Annotated in this window: 18 protein-coding genes and 1 other annotated feature; of the genes, 4 read left to right on the top strand and 14 right to left on the bottom strand. The window is 46.4% G+C overall.

Annotation, left to right across the window (positions count from 1 at the left end; all coding sequences use genetic code 11):
• The first annotated feature begins 8 nt into the window (after positions 1 to 8).
• Both efeO and efeB read left to right on the top strand, forming a co-directional pair.
• On the top strand, positions 9 to 875 hold the full coding sequence (gene efeO, locus BW928_RS02305) for an iron uptake system protein EfeO (RefSeq protein ID WP_076554620.1): 867 nt from the start codon (positions 9 to 11) through the stop codon (positions 873 to 875).
• A 53-nt stretch (positions 876 to 928) separates the two neighbouring features.
• The gene (gene efeB, locus BW928_RS02300) at positions 929 to 2,161 is read left to right on the top strand and encodes an iron uptake transporter deferrochelatase/peroxidase subunit (RefSeq protein ID WP_228144114.1); all 1,233 of its coding nucleotides are present in this window, start codon (positions 929 to 931) and stop codon (positions 2,159 to 2,161) included.
• A gap of 148 nt (positions 2,162 to 2,309) precedes the next feature.
• Here efeB and BW928_RS02295 read toward each other — a convergent pair whose 3' ends face one another.
• The 10 genes from BW928_RS02295 to hisB all read right to left on the bottom strand — a co-directional run bounded on the left by BW928_RS02295 (position 2,310) and on the right by hisB (position 10,791).
• The gene (locus BW928_RS02295) at positions 2,310 to 3,269 is read right to left on the bottom strand and encodes a LysR family transcriptional regulator (RefSeq protein WP_076554619.1); all 960 of its coding nucleotides are present in this window, start codon (positions 3,267 to 3,269) and stop codon (positions 2,310 to 2,312) included.
• A gap of 281 nt (positions 3,270 to 3,550) precedes the next feature.
• Positions 3,551 to 4,777: an anhydro-N-acetylmuramic acid kinase gene (locus tag BW928_RS02290; protein WP_076554618.1), complete on the bottom strand. Its 1,227-nt coding sequence runs from the start codon at positions 4,775 to 4,777 to the stop codon at positions 3,551 to 3,553.
• A gap of 81 nt (positions 4,778 to 4,858) precedes the next feature.
• Positions 4,859 to 5,461 (bottom strand): bifunctional phosphoribosyl-AMP cyclohydrolase/phosphoribosyl-ATP diphosphatase HisIE, encoded by a 603-nt coding sequence (gene hisIE, locus BW928_RS02285; protein ID WP_076554617.1) that lies wholly within the window; start codon positions 5,459 to 5,461, stop codon positions 4,859 to 4,861.
• A gap of 18 nt (positions 5,462 to 5,479) precedes the next feature.
• A complete protein-coding gene (locus BW928_RS02280; protein ID WP_076554711.1) occupies positions 5,480 to 5,863 on the bottom strand; it encodes a VOC family protein in 384 nt (127 codons plus the stop codon).
• 75 nt (positions 5,864 to 5,938) lie between these two features.
• The gene (gene hisF / locus BW928_RS02275) at positions 5,939 to 6,679 is read right to left on the bottom strand and encodes an imidazole glycerol phosphate synthase subunit HisF (RefSeq protein WP_259741466.1); all 741 of its coding nucleotides are present in this window, start codon (positions 6,677 to 6,679) and stop codon (positions 5,939 to 5,941) included.
• A gap of 14 nt (positions 6,680 to 6,693) precedes the next feature.
• Positions 6,694 to 7,443, bottom strand: coding sequence for a 1-(5-phosphoribosyl)-5-[(5-phosphoribosylamino)methylideneamino]imidazole-4-carboxamide isomerase (gene hisA / locus BW928_RS02270; RefSeq protein ID WP_076554615.1), 750 nt, complete (start codon positions 7,441 to 7,443; stop codon positions 6,694 to 6,696).
• Positions 7,444 to 7,480: 37 nt separating this feature from the next.
• Positions 7,481 to 8,329, bottom strand: coding sequence for a BRO-N domain-containing protein (locus BW928_RS02265; protein ID WP_076554614.1), 849 nt, complete (start codon positions 8,327 to 8,329; stop codon positions 7,481 to 7,483).
• Between the two features lie 97 nt (positions 8,330 to 8,426).
• Positions 8,427 to 9,020, bottom strand: a complete 594-nt coding sequence (gene hisH, locus BW928_RS02260; protein WP_076554613.1) for an imidazole glycerol phosphate synthase subunit HisH — start codon at positions 9,018 to 9,020, stop codon at positions 8,427 to 8,429.
• A 1-nt stretch (position 9,021) separates the two neighbouring features.
• Complete coding sequence (locus tag BW928_RS02255; RefSeq protein WP_076554612.1) at positions 9,022 to 9,609, bottom strand: hypothetical protein; 588 nt, start codon at positions 9,607 to 9,609, stop codon at positions 9,022 to 9,024.
• A 93-nt stretch (positions 9,610 to 9,702) separates the two neighbouring features.
• The gene (gene hisB, locus BW928_RS02250; RefSeq protein ID WP_076554611.1) at positions 9,703 to 10,791 is read right to left on the bottom strand and encodes a bifunctional histidinol-phosphatase/imidazoleglycerol-phosphate dehydratase HisB; all 1,089 of its coding nucleotides are present in this window, start codon (positions 10,789 to 10,791) and stop codon (positions 9,703 to 9,705) included.
• A 198-nt stretch (positions 10,792 to 10,989) separates the two neighbouring features.
• Between hisB and BW928_RS02245 the strand changes: the two genes are divergently transcribed.
• Positions 10,990 to 11,322 (top strand): DMT family transporter, encoded by a 333-nt coding sequence (locus BW928_RS02245; protein ID WP_076554610.1) that lies wholly within the window; start codon positions 10,990 to 10,992, stop codon positions 11,320 to 11,322.
• On the opposite strand, the gene hisC is transcribed toward BW928_RS02245, so the two are convergent.
• From hisC to hisG, 4 genes are read right to left on the bottom strand one after another with little or no spacing between them, the layout of a single operon-like run.
• Positions 11,306 to 12,361 carry a histidinol-phosphate transaminase gene (gene hisC, locus BW928_RS02240; protein ID WP_076554609.1) on the bottom strand — a complete coding sequence of 352 codons (1,056 nt, stop codon included), beginning with the start codon at positions 12,359 to 12,361 and terminating at the stop codon, positions 11,306 to 11,308. The genes BW928_RS02245 and hisC overlap by 17 nt on opposite strands.
• 21 nt (positions 12,362 to 12,382) lie before the next feature.
• Positions 12,383 to 12,541 (bottom strand): hypothetical protein, encoded by a 159-nt coding sequence (locus tag BW928_RS11810; RefSeq protein ID WP_018652615.1) that lies wholly within the window; start codon positions 12,539 to 12,541, stop codon positions 12,383 to 12,385.
• Between the two features lie 15 nt (positions 12,542 to 12,556).
• Complete coding sequence (hisD, locus tag BW928_RS02235) at positions 12,557 to 13,855, bottom strand: histidinol dehydrogenase (protein ID WP_076554608.1); 1,299 nt, start codon at positions 13,853 to 13,855, stop codon at positions 12,557 to 12,559.
• A 51-nt stretch (positions 13,856 to 13,906) separates the two neighbouring features.
• Entirely contained in the window at positions 13,907 to 14,803 is an 897-nt protein-coding gene (hisG, locus tag BW928_RS02230; RefSeq protein ID WP_076554607.1) for an ATP phosphoribosyltransferase, read from the bottom strand.
• Positions 14,804 to 14,831: 28 nt separating this feature from the next.
• Positions 14,832 to 14,954: a sequence feature (His leader region), on the bottom strand.
• A gap of 238 nt (positions 14,955 to 15,192) precedes the next feature.
• Between hisG and tyrS the strand changes: the two genes are divergently transcribed.
• On the top strand, positions 15,193 to 16,401 hold the full coding sequence (gene tyrS, locus BW928_RS02225) for a tyrosine--tRNA ligase (protein ID WP_076554710.1): 1,209 nt from the start codon (positions 15,193 to 15,195) through the stop codon (positions 16,399 to 16,401).
• The last annotated feature ends 47 nt before the right edge of the window (positions 16,402 to 16,448 follow it).

Here is a 16,448-nt window from a genome sequence, read left to right as displayed (position 1 = left end):
GGTGCATTATGAAAAAAATTTTTGTTTTGTCGATGATTGCTTGTGCGGTGATGCTTGCTGGCTGTCAAGAGAAAAAAACCGAACAAGCTGCCAAAGTGGCAAGTGAGACCACCAAAACCGAAACGCAAAACAATCAGCCATCGCAAGCGGTTGATTTGTCCGAAGAGATTAATACTTATCGCACATGGCTTGAGTCAGAGATTGATGAGCTGGTGGTGGGCGTAGAAAAATTTGCCACCGTGCTAAAATCAGGCAATGTCGCAGAGGCTAAGGCACTGTATCCAGAGGTGCGTGTGTATTTTGAACGCAGTGAGCCGATTGCTGGCAGTTTTGGCGATCTCGATCCACGCATTGACAACCGTGAAGCGGATTTGGAAGCAGGCGAGGTCTGGACGGGCTTTCATGCCATCGAAAAAATCCTATGGACACAAAACACCACAGCAGGCACAGAAAAGCTCGCCGAACAGCTACTGGCTGATGCCAAGCAGTTGCGTGAGCAGGTCTCACAAATGCCAATCACAGGCGAGCTGATGGTACAAGGCTCGGTGGATTTGCTCAATGAGGTTTCTACAGGCAAAATCACGGGCGAAGAAGAGATTTTCTCAAAAACAGATTTGTATGATTTTCAGGCAAATATCGAAGGTGCAGAAAAGATTTTTGAAATTTTGACCCCAAAACTTAAGGCAAAAGATGAGAAATTGGTCGCAACCATCGAAGAGCGATTTGCCGATGTGTACAAAGAATTGGCAAAATATCGAGAGGGTGGCGTTTATAAACCTTACGACACATTAACCAGCGAACAGACCAAATCGCTTGCCGAAGCGGTCAATAAACTGGGTGAGCCGTTGGCACAGATGGGCATTATCCTTGAATAAATAAAATCGGCAAATAAGCTTGGCTTGTTTGTCGTTTTTTTTGGTGTTGTTTTATGTCGGATATGAATTTTTTGCAAAATCGCCGTCATTTTTTAAAGGGCATGGGAGCGGTTGGGCTGGTGGCAAGCTCGCCGCTATTAACCGCTTGTAATAAAGTCGCAACAGGCTTTGGCAAGAATCAGGCAGATGCCACGCACTGTATGGCGAATTTGCAGTATGAGTTTTTTGGGGAACATCAGTCGGGGATTATCACGCCCGTTCAGCGGCATATTTATTTTTTGGTGGCAGATTTGCACAGTCAAGATGTTGATAAGATACGGCAAATGCTACAAGCATGGACGCAGGCGGCAGCTCGCTTGATGCAGGGTAAAAATATCGCCGACTATGGCACAAGCCAACAAACGCCACCGACCGACACAGGCGAGGCAGATGGGTTGGGGGCGTATGGGCTGACGCTTACCTTTGGTATTAGTCCCAGTTTTTTGCAAAAATTGGGTTTGGTTCACAAGGCTCCTTTGGCATTTCGTGAGTTACCAAGTTTTGCACGAGAGCAGATTCTCCCCGAGTTATCAGGCGGTGATATTTGCATTCAGGCCTGTGCCGAAGATCCACAAGTGGCGTTTCATGCGGTGCGTCAGCTTGTTCGGCAGGCACGCGACAAAATTACCATGCGTTGGTCGCAGGCGGGGTTTAATTCTTTTGATAAAGGCAGTGATACGCCAAGAAATTTGTTTGGTTTTAAAGATGGTACGGCCAATCGCTCGGTGCTACAAAATGCCGATGAGCAAATTTGGGTGAATGATGGCAGTTGGCTGACTGGTGGCAGTTATTTGGTTACGCGGATTATCCAGATGCACCTTGAGACTTGGGATCGCACTGCTTTAAAGGCACAAGAACAAACTTTTGCTCGGCATCGCAACACAGGAGCACCGCTGGGATCAGCACAGGAATTTGATGAATTTAACCCCGATGCTACCGATGATAATGGCGAGGCAATCATGCCTGATATTGGGCATACAACGCTTGCCAATCGCACCAAGCTACAGATGCTTCGGCGTTCGTATTCGTACAGCAGTGGCATAGATGCACGCACGGGGCAGTTTGATGCAGGTTTGTTGTTTATTTCATTCCAAAAATCGCCCGAGCAATTTATCGCAATTCAGAATGCCTTGGGACGCATTGACAAGATGAATGAATACACCACGCATATTGGCAGTGGCTTGTTTGCGGTTTTTGGTGGCGTGTCATCTGGTGAATATTTGGGGCAAAAATTGTTTGACTCATAATTTATGCACAAGCAACCAAATCCACCCAGTGATAACAAGTGCCAAATATTGATGGGTATGCTCCATTAAGCTGGTACTTGTTATTTTTTAGCAGTACTTAACAAAATTCCAAAACCGCATGACTGTGACCTAGGCTGACAAAAGATAGTTATTTGTCATTGCAACAGTTCATGTCGGATAGTTTGGTTGTGATGTGAATTTGGTGATGTTCATAAACGCTGATAATGGCTTGATATAAGCTCGCCAAATGTGGCACGGGGTTGTGTGCCAATGTATTGATGTAGATGGCGGAGCTAAAATCATGAGCCAGTGGCAGATAGCATATCTGCTCATGACGAACGCCAGTTAAGCTGTCAGGAACGATGGTTACGCCCTCGCTGGCAGCAACCATTGCCAAGGCGATCTGAATATCACGCACTCGCACACTGTTTTTTGGTTGCGTTTGTGCTTGCTCGAACAGTTGTAGCAGTGGGTCGCTTTGTGCCATTGTTGGTGTGTCGGTGGTATGATGATACAAAATCAGCGTATCGGTGGCAAGCTGTGATAGCTTGATGGGGCTTGTATGATTTGCCAGCGAATGCCATTTTGGTACCGCCAAAACTTGTGGCTCATGACGCAAAAATGCTTGATGAATCAAACTGTCGTGACTGACACTGCGAGCAAATCCAACATCAATCTCACCAGCCTTTAGTGCCGTGATTTGCTGCTCAAAGCTCATCTCAACAACTTTAATATCAAACTCTGAATGATCATCACTGACCATTTGGCGAAATTTCGAAACAACTTCTGGCAACAATCCATGTATGACCGAACCAACCGAACCGATGATAAGGCGGTTTTGGCAACTTTCGCCAAATCGACGCGTCAGTGCCATTGCTTGCTCAAGTTCATGCAGTGGTTCTTTGATGTGGCGGTATAAAAATTCGCCAGCGTCTGTCAGCGTCATGGGGCGGTGATGTCGTTTGAACAGCTGAGCCTGCAAATTGTCCTCAAGCTGCTGAATTTGGCGACTCAGAGATGGTTGGGATAGACCTAGGGCTTTTGCTGACTGGCTGACGCTGCCAGTATTTGCCAGATGCAAAAAATAACTCAGTTGTCGAAATTCCATGCCTACCCCAAAGGTTATTGTTAGTTTGTTACATTATTATAAATCATAGCACTATTTGTGGGCATTTGCCAAGATTGCATTGATAAATTTGGTCAAATGGCAGCGATTGGTTGATGGTTTGGCATCGCTGGTTTGTTAAAATGTAGCATGATTAATCAATCACTGGCAATGGGTTGATGCTTGGGTTAATTGTCAAATGCACCTTGCTGATTGACAAAAGCAAACACGCCACCGCTGACACATTGGGAAGTTGTCAGGCTTGGCGTGGTGTGCGTTTTAATTTAAGCAAAGCACACTTGCCCCAGCACAACAGCTCGAGATGCTCCCGTGGCGGCAGGTAGATTGCCTGTGCGTCCCAAGATGGTTTGGCGTGCCAACCAAGCAAATGCTACGCTCTCAACCAGGCTTACATCGATGCCAAACTCATCGCTTGGTCTGACTGACATGGTTGGCAGATGGGCTTGCAAGCGACGCATGAGGTGCTGATTTTTGGCACCACCGCCACAAACAACCAGCACGCCATCATCAACAAAGCGAGAGATTTCGCTGGCGGCACTGATGGCGGTCAGCTCGGCAAGCGTGGCTTGTACATCGGCAGCTTGATAGCTAAGTGAAGGGTGATTTTGGTGCAGTTTTTCAAGATTATTGTTAAGCCATGCTAAATGAAATTCCTCACGACCTGTGCTTTTTGGTGGTTTTTTGGCAAAAAATGGGTGGCTAAGCAAAAGTTGTAATAATGGCTCAATCACTTGTCCTGATGCCGCCCATGCACCGTCTTTGTCATACGGTTTGCCTGTGTGTTTGGCAATCCATGCGTCCATAAGTAGGTTTGCCACACCTGTATCAAAGCCCACTTGGGTGCTGTCTAATGGCTGATTTAGCAAAGTAATATTGGCAATGCCGCCCAGATTGAGCACGGCTTTTATTGCTGCATGATTGCCAAACATTGCCTGATGAAATGCAGGTACCAAAGGAGCTCCTTGACCGCCGACCGCCATATCACGGCGACGAAAATCGCTAACAACGCTAATGCCTGTGTATTCAGCGAGCAAATTGGGATCAATGAGTTGCAGGCTAAATGCCCACTGTGGTCGGTGTCTGACCGTCTGACCGTGGCAGCCGATGGCACAGACTTTGTCGCTATTGATGTTGGCTTTTTCAAGCAGTTCAATGACAACCTGTGCGGCAAATGAAGCATAATAGACGCTTGCCCAACCGAATACATCAAGCTCGCTGTCAAAGCCAAGATTATAATCCGAGATGACCGAAGCCGTCCCATTTGGCACAGTCAATGCCAGCAACACGGCACGCAAATCATCGGCAAAAGGCAAACTGTGGCTTGCAACAATCTCCACTGTGCGTTCATCGTCAAAAAATTGGCACAAGACAGCGTCCATCGCATCTAGACTTGTGCCACTCATCATGCCAATAAAATAGGGCGTATCTGCCATTAAATCCTGTGCATCATCAAACAGCTGGCTCATCTGTGCCACAAAATCTGTCGCCATGTCATTGCCTTTCTTAAGTTTCTTATCAGCTTGCTAGCATAGCAAATTTTTGCCAAATTATCCATGATTTGAGAGGGTGTCTTATTCATGCCGCTCTTTAAGCTTGCCGATCACCTCCGCCCAGCTTAAGTCGGCATCTTGCAATAGGACGGTTAAATGATAGGCAAGATCCGCCGCCTCGCAGATGGTCTCGGCTCGATCTTTGACGGTGGCGGCGAGGGCGGTTTCCACGCCTTCTTCGCCGACCTTTTGGGCGATTCGTTTTGTGCCTTTGGCGTATAATTCTGCGGTGTAGGAGGTGCTAGGATCTGCCCCTTTACGCTCAGCAATTAAGCGTTCTAATTTAGCAAAAAAGATCCAATCGGGCGTTTTGTCAAATTGATGAAAACAGCTTTCCGCCCCTGTATGACAGGTTTCGCCGATTGGATTTGCCAGAATTAACAGGCTGTCATTATCACAATCAAGGCTCATTTCCACCACATTCAAAAAATTGCCCGAGGTTTCGCCTTTCGTCCAAAGCCTGCCTTTGGTGCGAGAATAAAAGGTAACGCGTTGTTCTGCAATGGTTTTTGCCAGTGCCTCTTCGTTCATATAGCCCAGCATTAACACTTCGCAGGTTTGATAATTTTGCACGATGACGGGCAGTAATCCGCCCACTTTTTGCCAGTTGATTTTGTTTTGCATTTTTTCTTCCTTTTTGACTTACAAATAGCGACTGATTTCTAGTAAATTGCCATCAGGGTCGCGGCAATAAACTGACTCAATTTTTCCCACTGCCCCTGTGCGATGCACGATACCACCTTCTAAAATGGCGACACCGTGCGATTGCAAAATCCGCAATACTTCATCAAGCGGCGTGTCGGTTAATAAGCATAAATCTGCCGTGCCACAATTGGCATTTTGGGCATTGGGTAGGATTTCTGAACCTTGTTGGTGCAGGTTGATTTTTTGTGTGCCAAACAAAAGTGCTTTACGATTTTCGCCAAAAGTGATTTCTTGCATACCCAAAATGGTTGTATAAAAATCAATGGTTTGCTCAATGTCGGCAACCGTTAAAACCAGATGGTCTAGGGCGTTGATTTTGATGGTGTTCGCTTGGTTTTGCATTTTTATTCCTTTTTTTGGGCGATGAAATGGTTGGTCTAACAAGTTTGTGTTGGGCTATCGCCGAACCTCCACATTCGCTTTTGCCAAATACGCTTTTAACTCGCCGATATTGATAATCTGCTTATGAAACACACTTGCCGCCAATGCCCCATCGACATTCGCCTCGATGAATGCGTCCCGAAAATGCACCATTTCGCCAGCACCGCCTGAGGCGATGAGTGGCACTTGGCACACTTCACGCACTTTTTTGAGTTGCACCAAATCATAGCCGTTGCGTACGCCGTCTTGGTTCATCATATTTAGCACGATTTCGCCTGCCCCACGGCGTTGCACCTCTTGCACCCAGTCGAGCAGTTGCCAGTTGGTTTGGCGGGTGCGTTTTTCATCGCCCGTGTATTGATTGACCCAATATTTGCCAGTTTCTTGCTCAAACCAGCTATCAATGCCGACCACAATCGCTTGCACGCCAAAGCGTTGCGACAGCTTGGTAATCAAGACAGGATCAGCAAGGGCAGGGGAGTTGATCGAGATTTTATCCGCCCCAAAAGCGAACAATTTTTCAGCATCTTCAAGGGTTTTGATCCCGCCAGCCACGCAAAACGGAATGTCGATCACTTCCGCCACCCGTGCCACCCAGCTTTTATCGACCGTGCGGCCGTCCGATGAGGCGGTGATGTCATAAAACACCAATTCGTCCGCCCCCTCGTCCGCATAGCGTTGTGCAAGCGGTACGATATCGCCGATAATTTCGTGATTGCGGAACTGCACGCCCTTGACCACCTGCCCATCACGCACGTCCAAACAAGGGATTATCCGTTTTGCCAACATTCGATTGCCTCCGCCACATTAAATTTACCTTCGAGCAAGGCACGCCCGACAATCACGCCCGCCACACCTGTGCCTTTTAACGCCTCAATGTCCGCCAGCGAGCCGATACCGCCTGAGGATTGGAAATTCACATTTGGATATTTGGCACAAATTTCACGGTAAAGCTCCACATTTGAGCCTGCCAGCGTGCCATCTCGGGAAATGTCGGTGCATAAAACGTGCTGTAATCCGACCGCTTGGAAATCTTCGAGCAAGGTTTCGAGCGACACTCCGCTTGCCTGTTGCCAACCGCTAATTGCAATGATTTTTTGACCGCTTGCGTCAATGTTTACATCCAACGCCAGCACGAATTTTTCTGCCCCATATTTCTCAAACCAGCCCTTGACCATTGCTGAATCTTTCACGGCGGTAGAGCCTACCACCACACGGTTCGCCCCTGCGTTGAGCAAATCCGCCACATCTTGCTCAGAGCGGATACCGCCCCCCACTTGAATAGGGCAGTGGGTGTTTTCGATGATTTGGGCAATTAACGCGGTTTGCTGTTTGGCAGGATCTTTCGCCCCTGTTAAATCAACCAAATGCAACTGCTTCGCCCCTTGCTCAACATAGCGAGCAAATTGAGCAATCGGATTGTCGCAATAGGTCGTCTGCTTGGCATAGTCGCCCTGATGCAGCCGCACCACCTGCCCCTCAATCAAATCAAGGGCAGGGATAATGATGGATTTTTTCATTGATGTTGTGTCCTTTTAATAAAAATTTCGCGGAAAGTTACCGCTTGTGGTTTTGTTGAACAAGTTGTTCAATCAGTTTTGCAAAATCAATCGCATTTTGTTTGGTAATCACCGGTTTTCCGGTTTCTTTTTCAAGGCTTTCTCGAGCGGTTTTGGCAACATTTCCTCCTCGTTTGGCGACTTGGCGATTTTCTTCCAAGCCTTGTGGGTGGCTAATTTGCGTAATGTCTTTGGTCGCAGCTTCGGCAAGCATATTTAGCACCAATTCGGTGGTGGATATATTGTCTCGCAGATTTTCTTTTTTTAACCCTTTGAAATCTTTATATTCGCGTGTCGTCATTCCGCTCCAAGCCTGAGTAATTTCATTGGTTAAAATGGCAAATTCTCGCCCTTGCTCTATGCCGTGCTCAAGCCACGCATCGGTTAATTCCTTGCGAACTTGAATCGCTTGCAGCCGCTGATTTATCCATTCTTTGGAATGGCCTTTTTTGAGGTAGGTCTCTAAGGCTCGATCAATGGTCAATTCAGGGTCGATAATTTCATCAACTCGCTCTTTTCCCACTTCCGCCAGCCACATTTTTAGCGGTTCAGCTTTGGGAGAGGGAATGGATTGAATAATCCGAAAAACGCCCTGCATATCAGTGGCATCGGTTTTATACATTTTCCCATCTGTTGATCGAAATTTCAGTTGTACGATTTTTTCGTACAACTCAACGCCCCCTTCATCATCTTGGATTTTCCGTTTCAAATCACTCCAATAACGGCGAGGATTTGAGCTGCCTGTGAGTACCAAAATAATATCAACAATGCTAAAAAACCATTCCTCTAATTCGTTATGCCAAACAGAACGAATTTGGCTATTTTCAAAAAGTTTGATCTCGCTCATAAATCCTCTGTAAAAAATACCAGTAATGATAAAAGTATAACGCAATTTTTAGCCAGCAAAATGGCGAGGTGTTAATTTTTCGATCAAGCTCACAAAATTAGAGATTTTCCACAAAATTTTTCAGCAATTTCGCCCCATTTTTGCCCGACCGCTCGGGGTGGAACTGCACGCCGTAGAAGTTTTTATTGGCAATAGCCGCCGAAAACGGCACGCCATAATCGCAGGTGGCGATGGTATTTTCATTCGGCAACACCGCATAGCTATGCACAAAATAAAAATGGCTCTCTTGCGAAATGCCGTGAAACAATGGGTGATCCGCTTGATAACGCACCTTATTCCAGCCCATATGTGGCAATGGCAAGCCCTTGTTTGGTAGCGGCTCGGTTTTGCCACGCATTAAATTGAGCGTTTCCACATTGCCCTCAGCCGAAAATTCGGTCATCAGCTGCATACCCAAACAAATGCCGAGCATGGGCTGAGTGGCGTTACGGATTGTGTCGATTAAATCTCGCTGTGCCAATATTTTCATCGCCGCTTCCGCCGTTCCCACCCCAGGTAAGAGCAGTTTATCGGCAGATTTGATTTTGGCTAAATCTTGGGTAATTTCGGCACAAATCCCCAAGCGATCAAATGCAAATTTTACAGATGACAGGTTTGCACAGCCTGTGTCGATGATTATTAGGTTGACCATATTAAACCTTAACTATATAAAATTTTTTCTTATCAGAAAGTTCTTCCCATTTAATTTTGTAAGAATTTCTTAAAGAGATAGTAAACTTATTATCTCCTGTTGGTTTTTCAATTTTTCCTGATATTTCTTTTCCACTACGAAAGTAAGCATAAACCCCATCAATTTTCCTTCCAGTATAAAATTTATCATCTTCCACAAAAGTTACGCAATAGTTTTCAATAAACTCTTTACATTGCGCTTTTACTGTTTCCATAAATAAAATATCCTTAATGAAACTAAACATTTTTTCAGGATGTTGGCCATTAGTTTTATTTGCAAATTTTAATTCTATTGCATATAACTCATTTTTATTATGTTTGCTTCGTACTATGATATCAATTTCTTTCTTTTCATATGTTTCTTTGGGTTCATAACCAAAACATCTAACATTTATTTCAAATCGAATTTGATAACCTTTGTGGTTTAACTTTTCTCTTAAAAAAATTCCTAGCTCGTGCTGAAAGCTAAACTCATTATAAATTTCAATTTCACTTTTGTTTTTTTCTAGGTGATAAAAGAATTCTCTGATTAAATTTTCTAGATCTAGCATAATTACTCCAAATAAAAGTAAAAAAACATTTATTTTTGATGGGATACGGGCATCGTATCTCTCTTACTCACATTATTTACATTTTGCTGAAAATCACAACACCCCTTTCGAACTCGGCAACTGATCGCCCTCCACTTTGATACACTGTCTCAACGTTCTGCCGAACACTTTGAATAGGCTTTCGATTTTGTGGTGATCGTTGTCGCCACGGGTTTTGAGATGTAGGGTTGCCATTAGGGTGTAGGCGAGGGATTGGAAAAAATGCTCGGTCAATTCGGTGGAAAAATCGCCCACTTTTTCGCGGTTAAATTTCGCCTTGAATTTGAAGTATGGTCGCCCCGATAAATCCATCGTACATTCGGCTTTACATTCGTCCATCGGCAGCACAAAGCCAAAGCGAGCAATGCCTCTTTTGTCGCCTAATGCTTGTTTGAGAGCCGTGCCGAGGGCGAGGGCGGTGTCTTCGACCGTGTGATGTTCGTCAATCCACAAGTCGCCTTTGCATTGCACATTCATACGGAAGCCGCCGTGGGTGGCGATTTGGTCGAGCATATGGTCGAAAAAGCCCACGCCAGTGCTGATTTCGCTCACGCCTGCCTCATCGAGCCACACTTGCACTTTGATGTCGGTCTCTTTGGTGGTGCGGACGACTTCGGCATAGCGAGCAGGGCGGTTGCAAGCGGCTTGGTTTGGCAATAATTTTTCGGCAATCAGATCCCAATTTAATTTTTCTGGGTGGTATTGTAAACCTTGAATGCCTAAATTTTCGGCAAGTTTTAAATCGGTTTCACGGTCGCCAATCACAAAACTCGTTTTCGGATCAAATAAATTTTGTTCGATATATTTGGTTAATAATTTGGTTTTGGGTTTACGGCATTCGCAATTATCCTCTGGGGCGTGCGGACAAATTAACACTTCATCAAAGAAAATGCCTTGTGAATTAAATAATTTCATCATCGCATTATGCGGTTTATCAAAATTTTCTTGCGGAAATTTAGGCGTACCTAAGGCGTCTTGATTGCTGACCATCACAAAACGGTAATAGGGTTTTAATTTTAATAATGCAGGAATCACATTCGGCTCAAATTGTAATTTTTCTAAACTATCAATTTGAAAATCGGTTTTTGGCTCGTCAATAAGCGTGCCGTCTCGGTCGATAAATAAAATAGATTGTTGTGGCATTTTTATCTCCTTATTGTGCGATAAATTTGTTAAATTAACTAAATTATATTTGCCATCATCTCAACGCAAAAAAAGCAGTTACAAGCGGTGAGATTTTGTCAAATTTTCTTATTTTGCGCATAAACTTTTTTAAAAAACAAGTCTAGGCAAAAAATGATTTTGGGTTAAAATACGCCCTCTTTTTACGAGGATTTTTTTATGAACGCTTGGTTTTTATTAGGCATTGCCATTATTGTTGAGGTGATCGGCTCAAATTCAATCAAGGCGAGCGATGGTTTTACCAAGCCCATTCCAACCGCCATTGCGATTGTCGCCTTTGTCATCGCACTCTACCTACTTTCTATCATCACCCGCACCCTACCGCTTGGGATTGTGTACGCCATTTGGTCGGGGGTGGGAATCGTGCTGACCGCGTTGGTCGCCTTCTTTTTATTCGGTCAAAAGCCTGATTTGGCAGGCTTTATCGGAATGGCGATGATTATCGGTGGTGTGCTGGTGATCAACCTGTTTTCGTCTAGCTCAGCTCACTGATTGCTTGCACCACACGGCGATTTTCGTCCGCCGTGCCGACCGTAATCCGCACACAGTTGGCAAGAGATAACGCCGTGTGCTGATTACGCAGGATAATCCCCTGATCCCACAAGGCTTGAAACACTTTTTGCCCGTCTTTGAATTTCACCAAAAGATAGTTCGCCTCGCTTGCAAAAATCTGCTCAACAAGCGGTAGTTTGGCAAGATTTTTTTGCAAATCGACACGCAGGGCGTTAAGCTGAGCCACCCTTTCTTGCATTGTGGCGATCCCTTGTGGGGCAAGGGCTTGGGCGGCAATGTCCGATACTGGCACAGGCAGCGGATAAGGGGCGATCACCTTTTGCAATATGCCGATAAGCTCTGGGCTTGCAAGGGTGAAACCGCACCGAAGGCCTGCTAGGGCAAAGGCTTTGGACAGGGTGCGGATAATCGCCAAATGCGGAAAATTGCCCAGCTCATTGACCATTGTCGCAGTTGGGCAAAATTCAATGTACGCCTCGTCCACCACCACAATCGCACGCCCTGCCGTCATTTGCAAAAGCTCAAGCAAATCAGGCCGCTTGATTAGCCCCCCAGTCGGGTTGTTTGGGCTACACACAAACACCACTTTCACGCCGTCAAGATGGCGGGCTATTTCGGGCAAATCAAGCTGAAAATCCGCCGTCAAAGGCACGGTTTTCACCGCCACGCCACAGGTTTCGGCAGAAACGCCGTACATTCCGTAGGTCGGCGGACAATACAACACGCTATCATCTGCCTCGCAAAAAGCACGGATAATCAGCTCAATGCTCTCATCACCGCCACGGCTGACCAGCACATTTTGAGAATCCACGCCAGCATATTGGGCGTAGCCATTGATTACGGCAGTGGGCTGAGCCTCTGGATAGCGGTTAAATTGGCAAGTTAAAAGGTCAAAATCGGGCGAAGTCGGGTATTCGTTGGCGTTCAGCCACACATCGCCACGACCCCCCAAACGGCGTGCCGATTGATAAGGGGTAAGGGCTTGGATATTTTTCCGAGAAAGTTTGGTGATTTGCATATTTTTCCTTATTTGAGCTGGTTAATTGGGTGATCTCGCCCCTTCGCAAATTTGACTTTGGGCGTTATAACTGCCACCTCTATCCAAGCAATCATCTTTGGCAAAAAATTCTTGGATAGTAGGTTTGATAAATAGCACTAAGAGTAAAATTACAATCAATATATAGATAAATTTTCGCATTTTGTTTCCTTAAATTTATGGTTGATTTTGAGGCATTTTTGCAAGTCGCACCGCCACCGCCTGTTTGTGAGCCTCTAATTGTTCCGCCTCTGCCATGGCGATCACGGTTGGGGCGAGATCTTGAAAGCCTTGCGGAGTGAGTTCTTGCACGGTCATTCGCTTGCAAAAATCAGCCAAACCAAGGCTTGACGTGGTGCGAGTGTAGCCGTAGGTCGGCAGAACATGATTGGTGCCACTGGCGTAGTCGCCCATACTTTCAGGGCTGTACGCCCCCAAGAAAATTGAGCCAGCGTTGTCGAGTTGGTCGAGCAGTGAGCGAGCGTTGTTAACCTGCACCACCAAATGTTCAGGTGCATATTCGTTGCTGATTTCGACCGCTTGTTCAAGGCTTTCGGCAATGAAAATTCGGCTATGTTCCAACGCTTTACAAGCGGTCTGTTTTCTCGGCAATTTTGCCAATTGGCGTTCGATTGCCTGTTCGACCGCTTGGGCGAGGGCTTGGCTTGGCGTAACCAAAATTACTTGGCTGTCCGCCCCGTGTTCGGCTTGCGAGAGCAAATCGCTTGCCACAAAATCGGCATCGGCAAATTCGTCCGCAAGCACCAGCACTTCGGACGGCCCTGCCTGCATATCAATCGCTGCCCCATTGACCGACTGCGACACTTGGCGTTTCGCCTCGGTAACAAAGGCGTTGCCTGGCCCAAAAATTTTATCGACTTTGGCGACCGTCTGCGTGCCGAATGCCATTGCGATCACCGCTTGCGAACCGCCGATGGCGTAAATGGTTTGTACGCCACAAAGCTGGGCGGTGTACAAAATTTCGTCCGCAATCGGCGGCGGTGTGCAGAGAACTATCCTTTTGCAACCTGCGATTTTGGCAGGAATGGCGAGCATTAGCACGGTGGAAAATAGCGGTGCCGAACCGCCCGGAATATACAAGCCAACACGGTTTATTGGGCGAGTTAGCACTTGGCAACGCACGCCGTTTTGAGTTTCCAGATCGATCGCTGGCGGAATTTGGGCGGTGTGGAATTTTTCGATATTGGCTTTGGCGTTTTGGATCGCTTGCTTAAGCGAGGCAGGCACACGCTGGGCGGCTTGTTCGATTTGCTCGGCGGAGACGGTTAGGCTATCTAATTTGACCTTGTCGAATTTTTCGGTGAGTTCAAATAACGCCTGATCGCCACGGCTTAGCACCGCATCTTTGATTTGATTTACCGCCTCAACAATGCTCTGGCTACCGCTGATTGCTGGTCGAGTAAGGGCTTGTCGTTTTTCTTCGCAACTTAAGTTTTTCCAAATCAGGGTTTGCATCTTGTTTCCTTTGTATAAATTTTAAAAAATCCGACCGCTTGCAAGCGATATTTATGCCAGCATTTTCTCAATCGGTAGCACCAAAATCGAACTTGCCCCAGCCTCTTTTAATTGTTCCATCGTTTCCCAGAAGAGATTTTCTTGGCTGACCACGTGCATGGCGACTTTGTTCGGGTCGCTGGCAAGCGGTAAGAGGGTTGGATTTTCTACCCCCGGTAACAGGGCGGTGATGGCGGAGAGCTTGTCTTTCGGGGCGTGGAGCATAATGTATTTGGACTCACAGGCTTGTTGCACGCCTTGAATGCGAGTGAGCAATTTATCGACCAACGCCTGTTTTTCATCTGATAAAGGGGCGGTGCGTTGGATTAAGCAGGCTTTCGATTGGTAAATCACCTCAACTTCTTTTAAGCCGTTCGCCTCTAAGGTTGCCCCTGATGAGACCAAATCGCAGATGCCCAAGGCAAGCCCTGCGGTGGGGGCGACTTCGACCGAGCCTGTGAGCAAGCAGTTTTTGAACGGCACGCCTTGTTCTGCCATATAGCGTTTTAACAGGTTGGGGTAGGAGGTGGCGATACGAGCATTGGCAAGGTCTTGCACGGATTGGTAGGCAAAATCACGCGGTACGGCAAGGGACAGACGGCAACCGCCAAAATCGAGGCGAGTGAGCATTTTGTAGCTTGGCGTTTCGCCTGCCGAGAGGCGACCGAGTTCCTCTTCTTCCAGCACATTTTCGCCGATAATGCCGAGATCGACCACGCCGTCAAAAATAAGCCCCGGAATGTCATCATCTCGCACGCGTAAAATATCAATCGGCAGATTTTGTGAATAGGCGATCAACCGCTGTTCGTTCCAGTTAATTTTTACCCCACACTGTTTGAGTAAGGCTTGCGATTCTTGGCTAAGCCGCCCTGATTTTTGCATGGCAATGCGTAAGCGTTGTGTTGTCATCTTGTGTTCCTTGTTATCGATAAATGCAAAAGAAAACCCCTCGGAATTTTGGTTTCCGAGGGGTCAAAATAGGGTGAAATTCAAACTCGCTCGGAATTTTCTTCCGAACACACCAACTGCCCGAAAGAATCAGGAAAAATGGTGGTGATGATGGCGAATTTGGGGGAGTTTCATTTTGTTATCCATTATGGGTGATTTTTTCATTATAACAACCGTGATTAAAATTGCAAGCTGTTTTGGTATATTTTTACAAATTTTTTTTAAGTCTGTGTGTTGCCATCATCGGTAGGTTTTTTTGTCAAGTTTTGCTATAATGGCGGTTTATTATAATGACAGCCATCGCCGATATCAGATTTGATAAGTGGGCGACCAATGAACAAGGGTGTGCCATGAGCAAGTTTTTATCTACCGAAGAGCAATTGCAGCTTATCATGCGTGGTGTGCAAGATATTTATTCCAAAGAAGATTTGATTGCCAAGCTGGACGAAAAACGCCCTTTGCGTATCAAACTTGGCATGGATCCGACCGCACCAGATTTGCACTTTGGGCATACGGTGGTATTAAATAAGCTGCGTCATTTTCAGGACTTGGGGCATGAGGTGCTGTTTTTGATTGGTGATTATACCGCACGCATCGGCGATCCATCTGGTAAAAATGCCACACGACCGCCCTTGACCGAAGCAGAAGTCAAGGCAAATGCCGAAACTTATGCTGAGCAGGTGTTTAAGATTTTGGACAAAGACAAAACCACCATCGTGTTCAACTCACAATGGTTCGGTCAGATGAGTGCAGGGGATATGATTGCACTTGCCAGCCAGCTTACCGTTTCGCGTATGCTTGAGCGAGATGATTTTGCCAAACGCTACGCCAGCCAAACACCAATTGCCATTCATGAATTTTTGTATCCGCTGGTGCAGGGCTATGATTCGATTGCCCTTGATGCAGATGTTGAGCTGGGCGGTACCGATCAGACTTTTAACCTCCTGATGGGGCGTACATTACAAGGACGCTATGGCAAACAGCCACAAGTGTGCCTGACCATGCCGATTCTGGAGGGGTTGGACGGCGTACAAAAAATGAGCAAATCGCTCGGCAATTATATCGGCATCAATGATTCTGCTGGGGTCATGTACCAAAAAATCCTCTCCATGCCTGATACGCTGATTTCGCGGTATTTTGAGCTTTTGAGCTTCAAGCCGATGAGCGAGGTCAATGATCTGCTTGAACAAATGGCGAATGGTCGCAATCCGCAAGAGCTAAAGAAAATTTTGGCACAGGAGCTGATTGAGCGTTTTCATGATAAGCAAGCGGCAGAAAATGCCCACAAATCAGCAGGCAATCGCTTGGCTGATGGTGAGCTACCAATTGATTTGCCAGAGGTTCAGTTGTCTTCGGCAGGGGCAGAGCGGTTGTTTATCACCCAGATTTTAAACCAAGCGAATTTGGCAAAAAATTCCGCCCAAGCCAAAGATATGCTGTCTCGTGGAGCGGTGAAGGTTGATGGCGTGGTGGTTGATGCCTCGTTTGCCATGACAGCAGGACAGACGGTGGTGATTCAGGCGGGCAAAAAATCCTACGCCAAGGTGTCGGTTGGCTAAGCATTACGCAAAATTGCACCAAAAATTGTGCAGCTTGCGATGGCAGG

Source organism: Moraxella cuniculi DSM 21768, from assembly GCF_900156515.1.
Classification (GTDB): Bacteria; Pseudomonadota; Gammaproteobacteria; order Pseudomonadales; family Moraxellaceae; genus Moraxella; species Moraxella cuniculi.
The sequence above is the reverse complement of the archived record's forward strand: the minus strand, read 5'-3'. Positions and strand labels throughout refer to the sequence as shown.

Excerpts from the sequence above, each read along its gene's own strand:
- efeO (WP_076554620.1), top strand. The coding sequence starts at position 9 with ATGAAAAAAATTTTTGTTTTGTCGATGATTGCTTGTGCGGTGATGCTT.
- efeB (WP_228144114.1), top strand. The coding sequence starts at position 929 with ATGTCGGATATGAATTTTTTGCAAAATCGCCGTCATTTTTTAAAGGGC.
- BW928_RS02295 (WP_076554619.1), bottom strand. The coding sequence starts at position 3,269 with ATGGAATTTCGACAACTGAGTTATTTTTTGCATCTGGCAAATACTGGC.
- BW928_RS02290 (WP_076554618.1), bottom strand. The coding sequence starts at position 4,777 with ATGGCGACAGATTTTGTGGCACAGATGAGCCAGCTGTTTGATGATGCA.
- hisIE (WP_076554617.1), bottom strand. The coding sequence starts at position 5,461 with ATGCAAAACAAAATCAACTGGCAAAAAGTGGGCGGATTACTGCCCGTC.
- hisA (WP_076554615.1), bottom strand. The coding sequence starts at position 7,443 with ATGAAAAAATCCATCATTATCCCTGCCCTTGATTTGATTGAGGGGCAG.
- BW928_RS02265 (WP_076554614.1), bottom strand. The coding sequence starts at position 8,329 with ATGAGCGAGATCAAACTTTTTGAAAATAGCCAAATTCGTTCTGTTTGG.
- hisH (WP_076554613.1), bottom strand. The coding sequence starts at position 9,020 with ATGGTCAACCTAATAATCATCGACACAGGCTGTGCAAACCTGTCATCT.
- BW928_RS02255 (WP_076554612.1), bottom strand. The coding sequence starts at position 9,609 with ATGCTAGATCTAGAAAATTTAATCAGAGAATTCTTTTATCACCTAGAA.
- hisB (WP_076554611.1), bottom strand. The coding sequence starts at position 10,791 with ATGCCACAACAATCTATTTTATTTATCGACCGAGACGGCACGCTTATT.
- BW928_RS02245 (WP_076554610.1), top strand. The coding sequence starts at position 10,990 with ATGAACGCTTGGTTTTTATTAGGCATTGCCATTATTGTTGAGGTGATC.
- hisC (WP_076554609.1), bottom strand. The coding sequence starts at position 12,361 with ATGCAAATCACCAAACTTTCTCGGAAAAATATCCAAGCCCTTACCCCT.
- BW928_RS11810 (WP_018652615.1), bottom strand. The coding sequence starts at position 12,541 with ATGCGAAAATTTATCTATATATTGATTGTAATTTTACTCTTAGTGCTA.
- hisD (WP_076554608.1), bottom strand. The coding sequence starts at position 13,855 with ATGCAAACCCTGATTTGGAAAAACTTAAGTTGCGAAGAAAAACGACAA.
- hisG (WP_076554607.1), bottom strand. The coding sequence starts at position 14,803 with ATGACAACACAACGCTTACGCATTGCCATGCAAAAATCAGGGCGGCTT.
- tyrS (WP_076554710.1), top strand. The coding sequence starts at position 15,193 with ATGAGCAAGTTTTTATCTACCGAAGAGCAATTGCAGCTTATCATGCGT.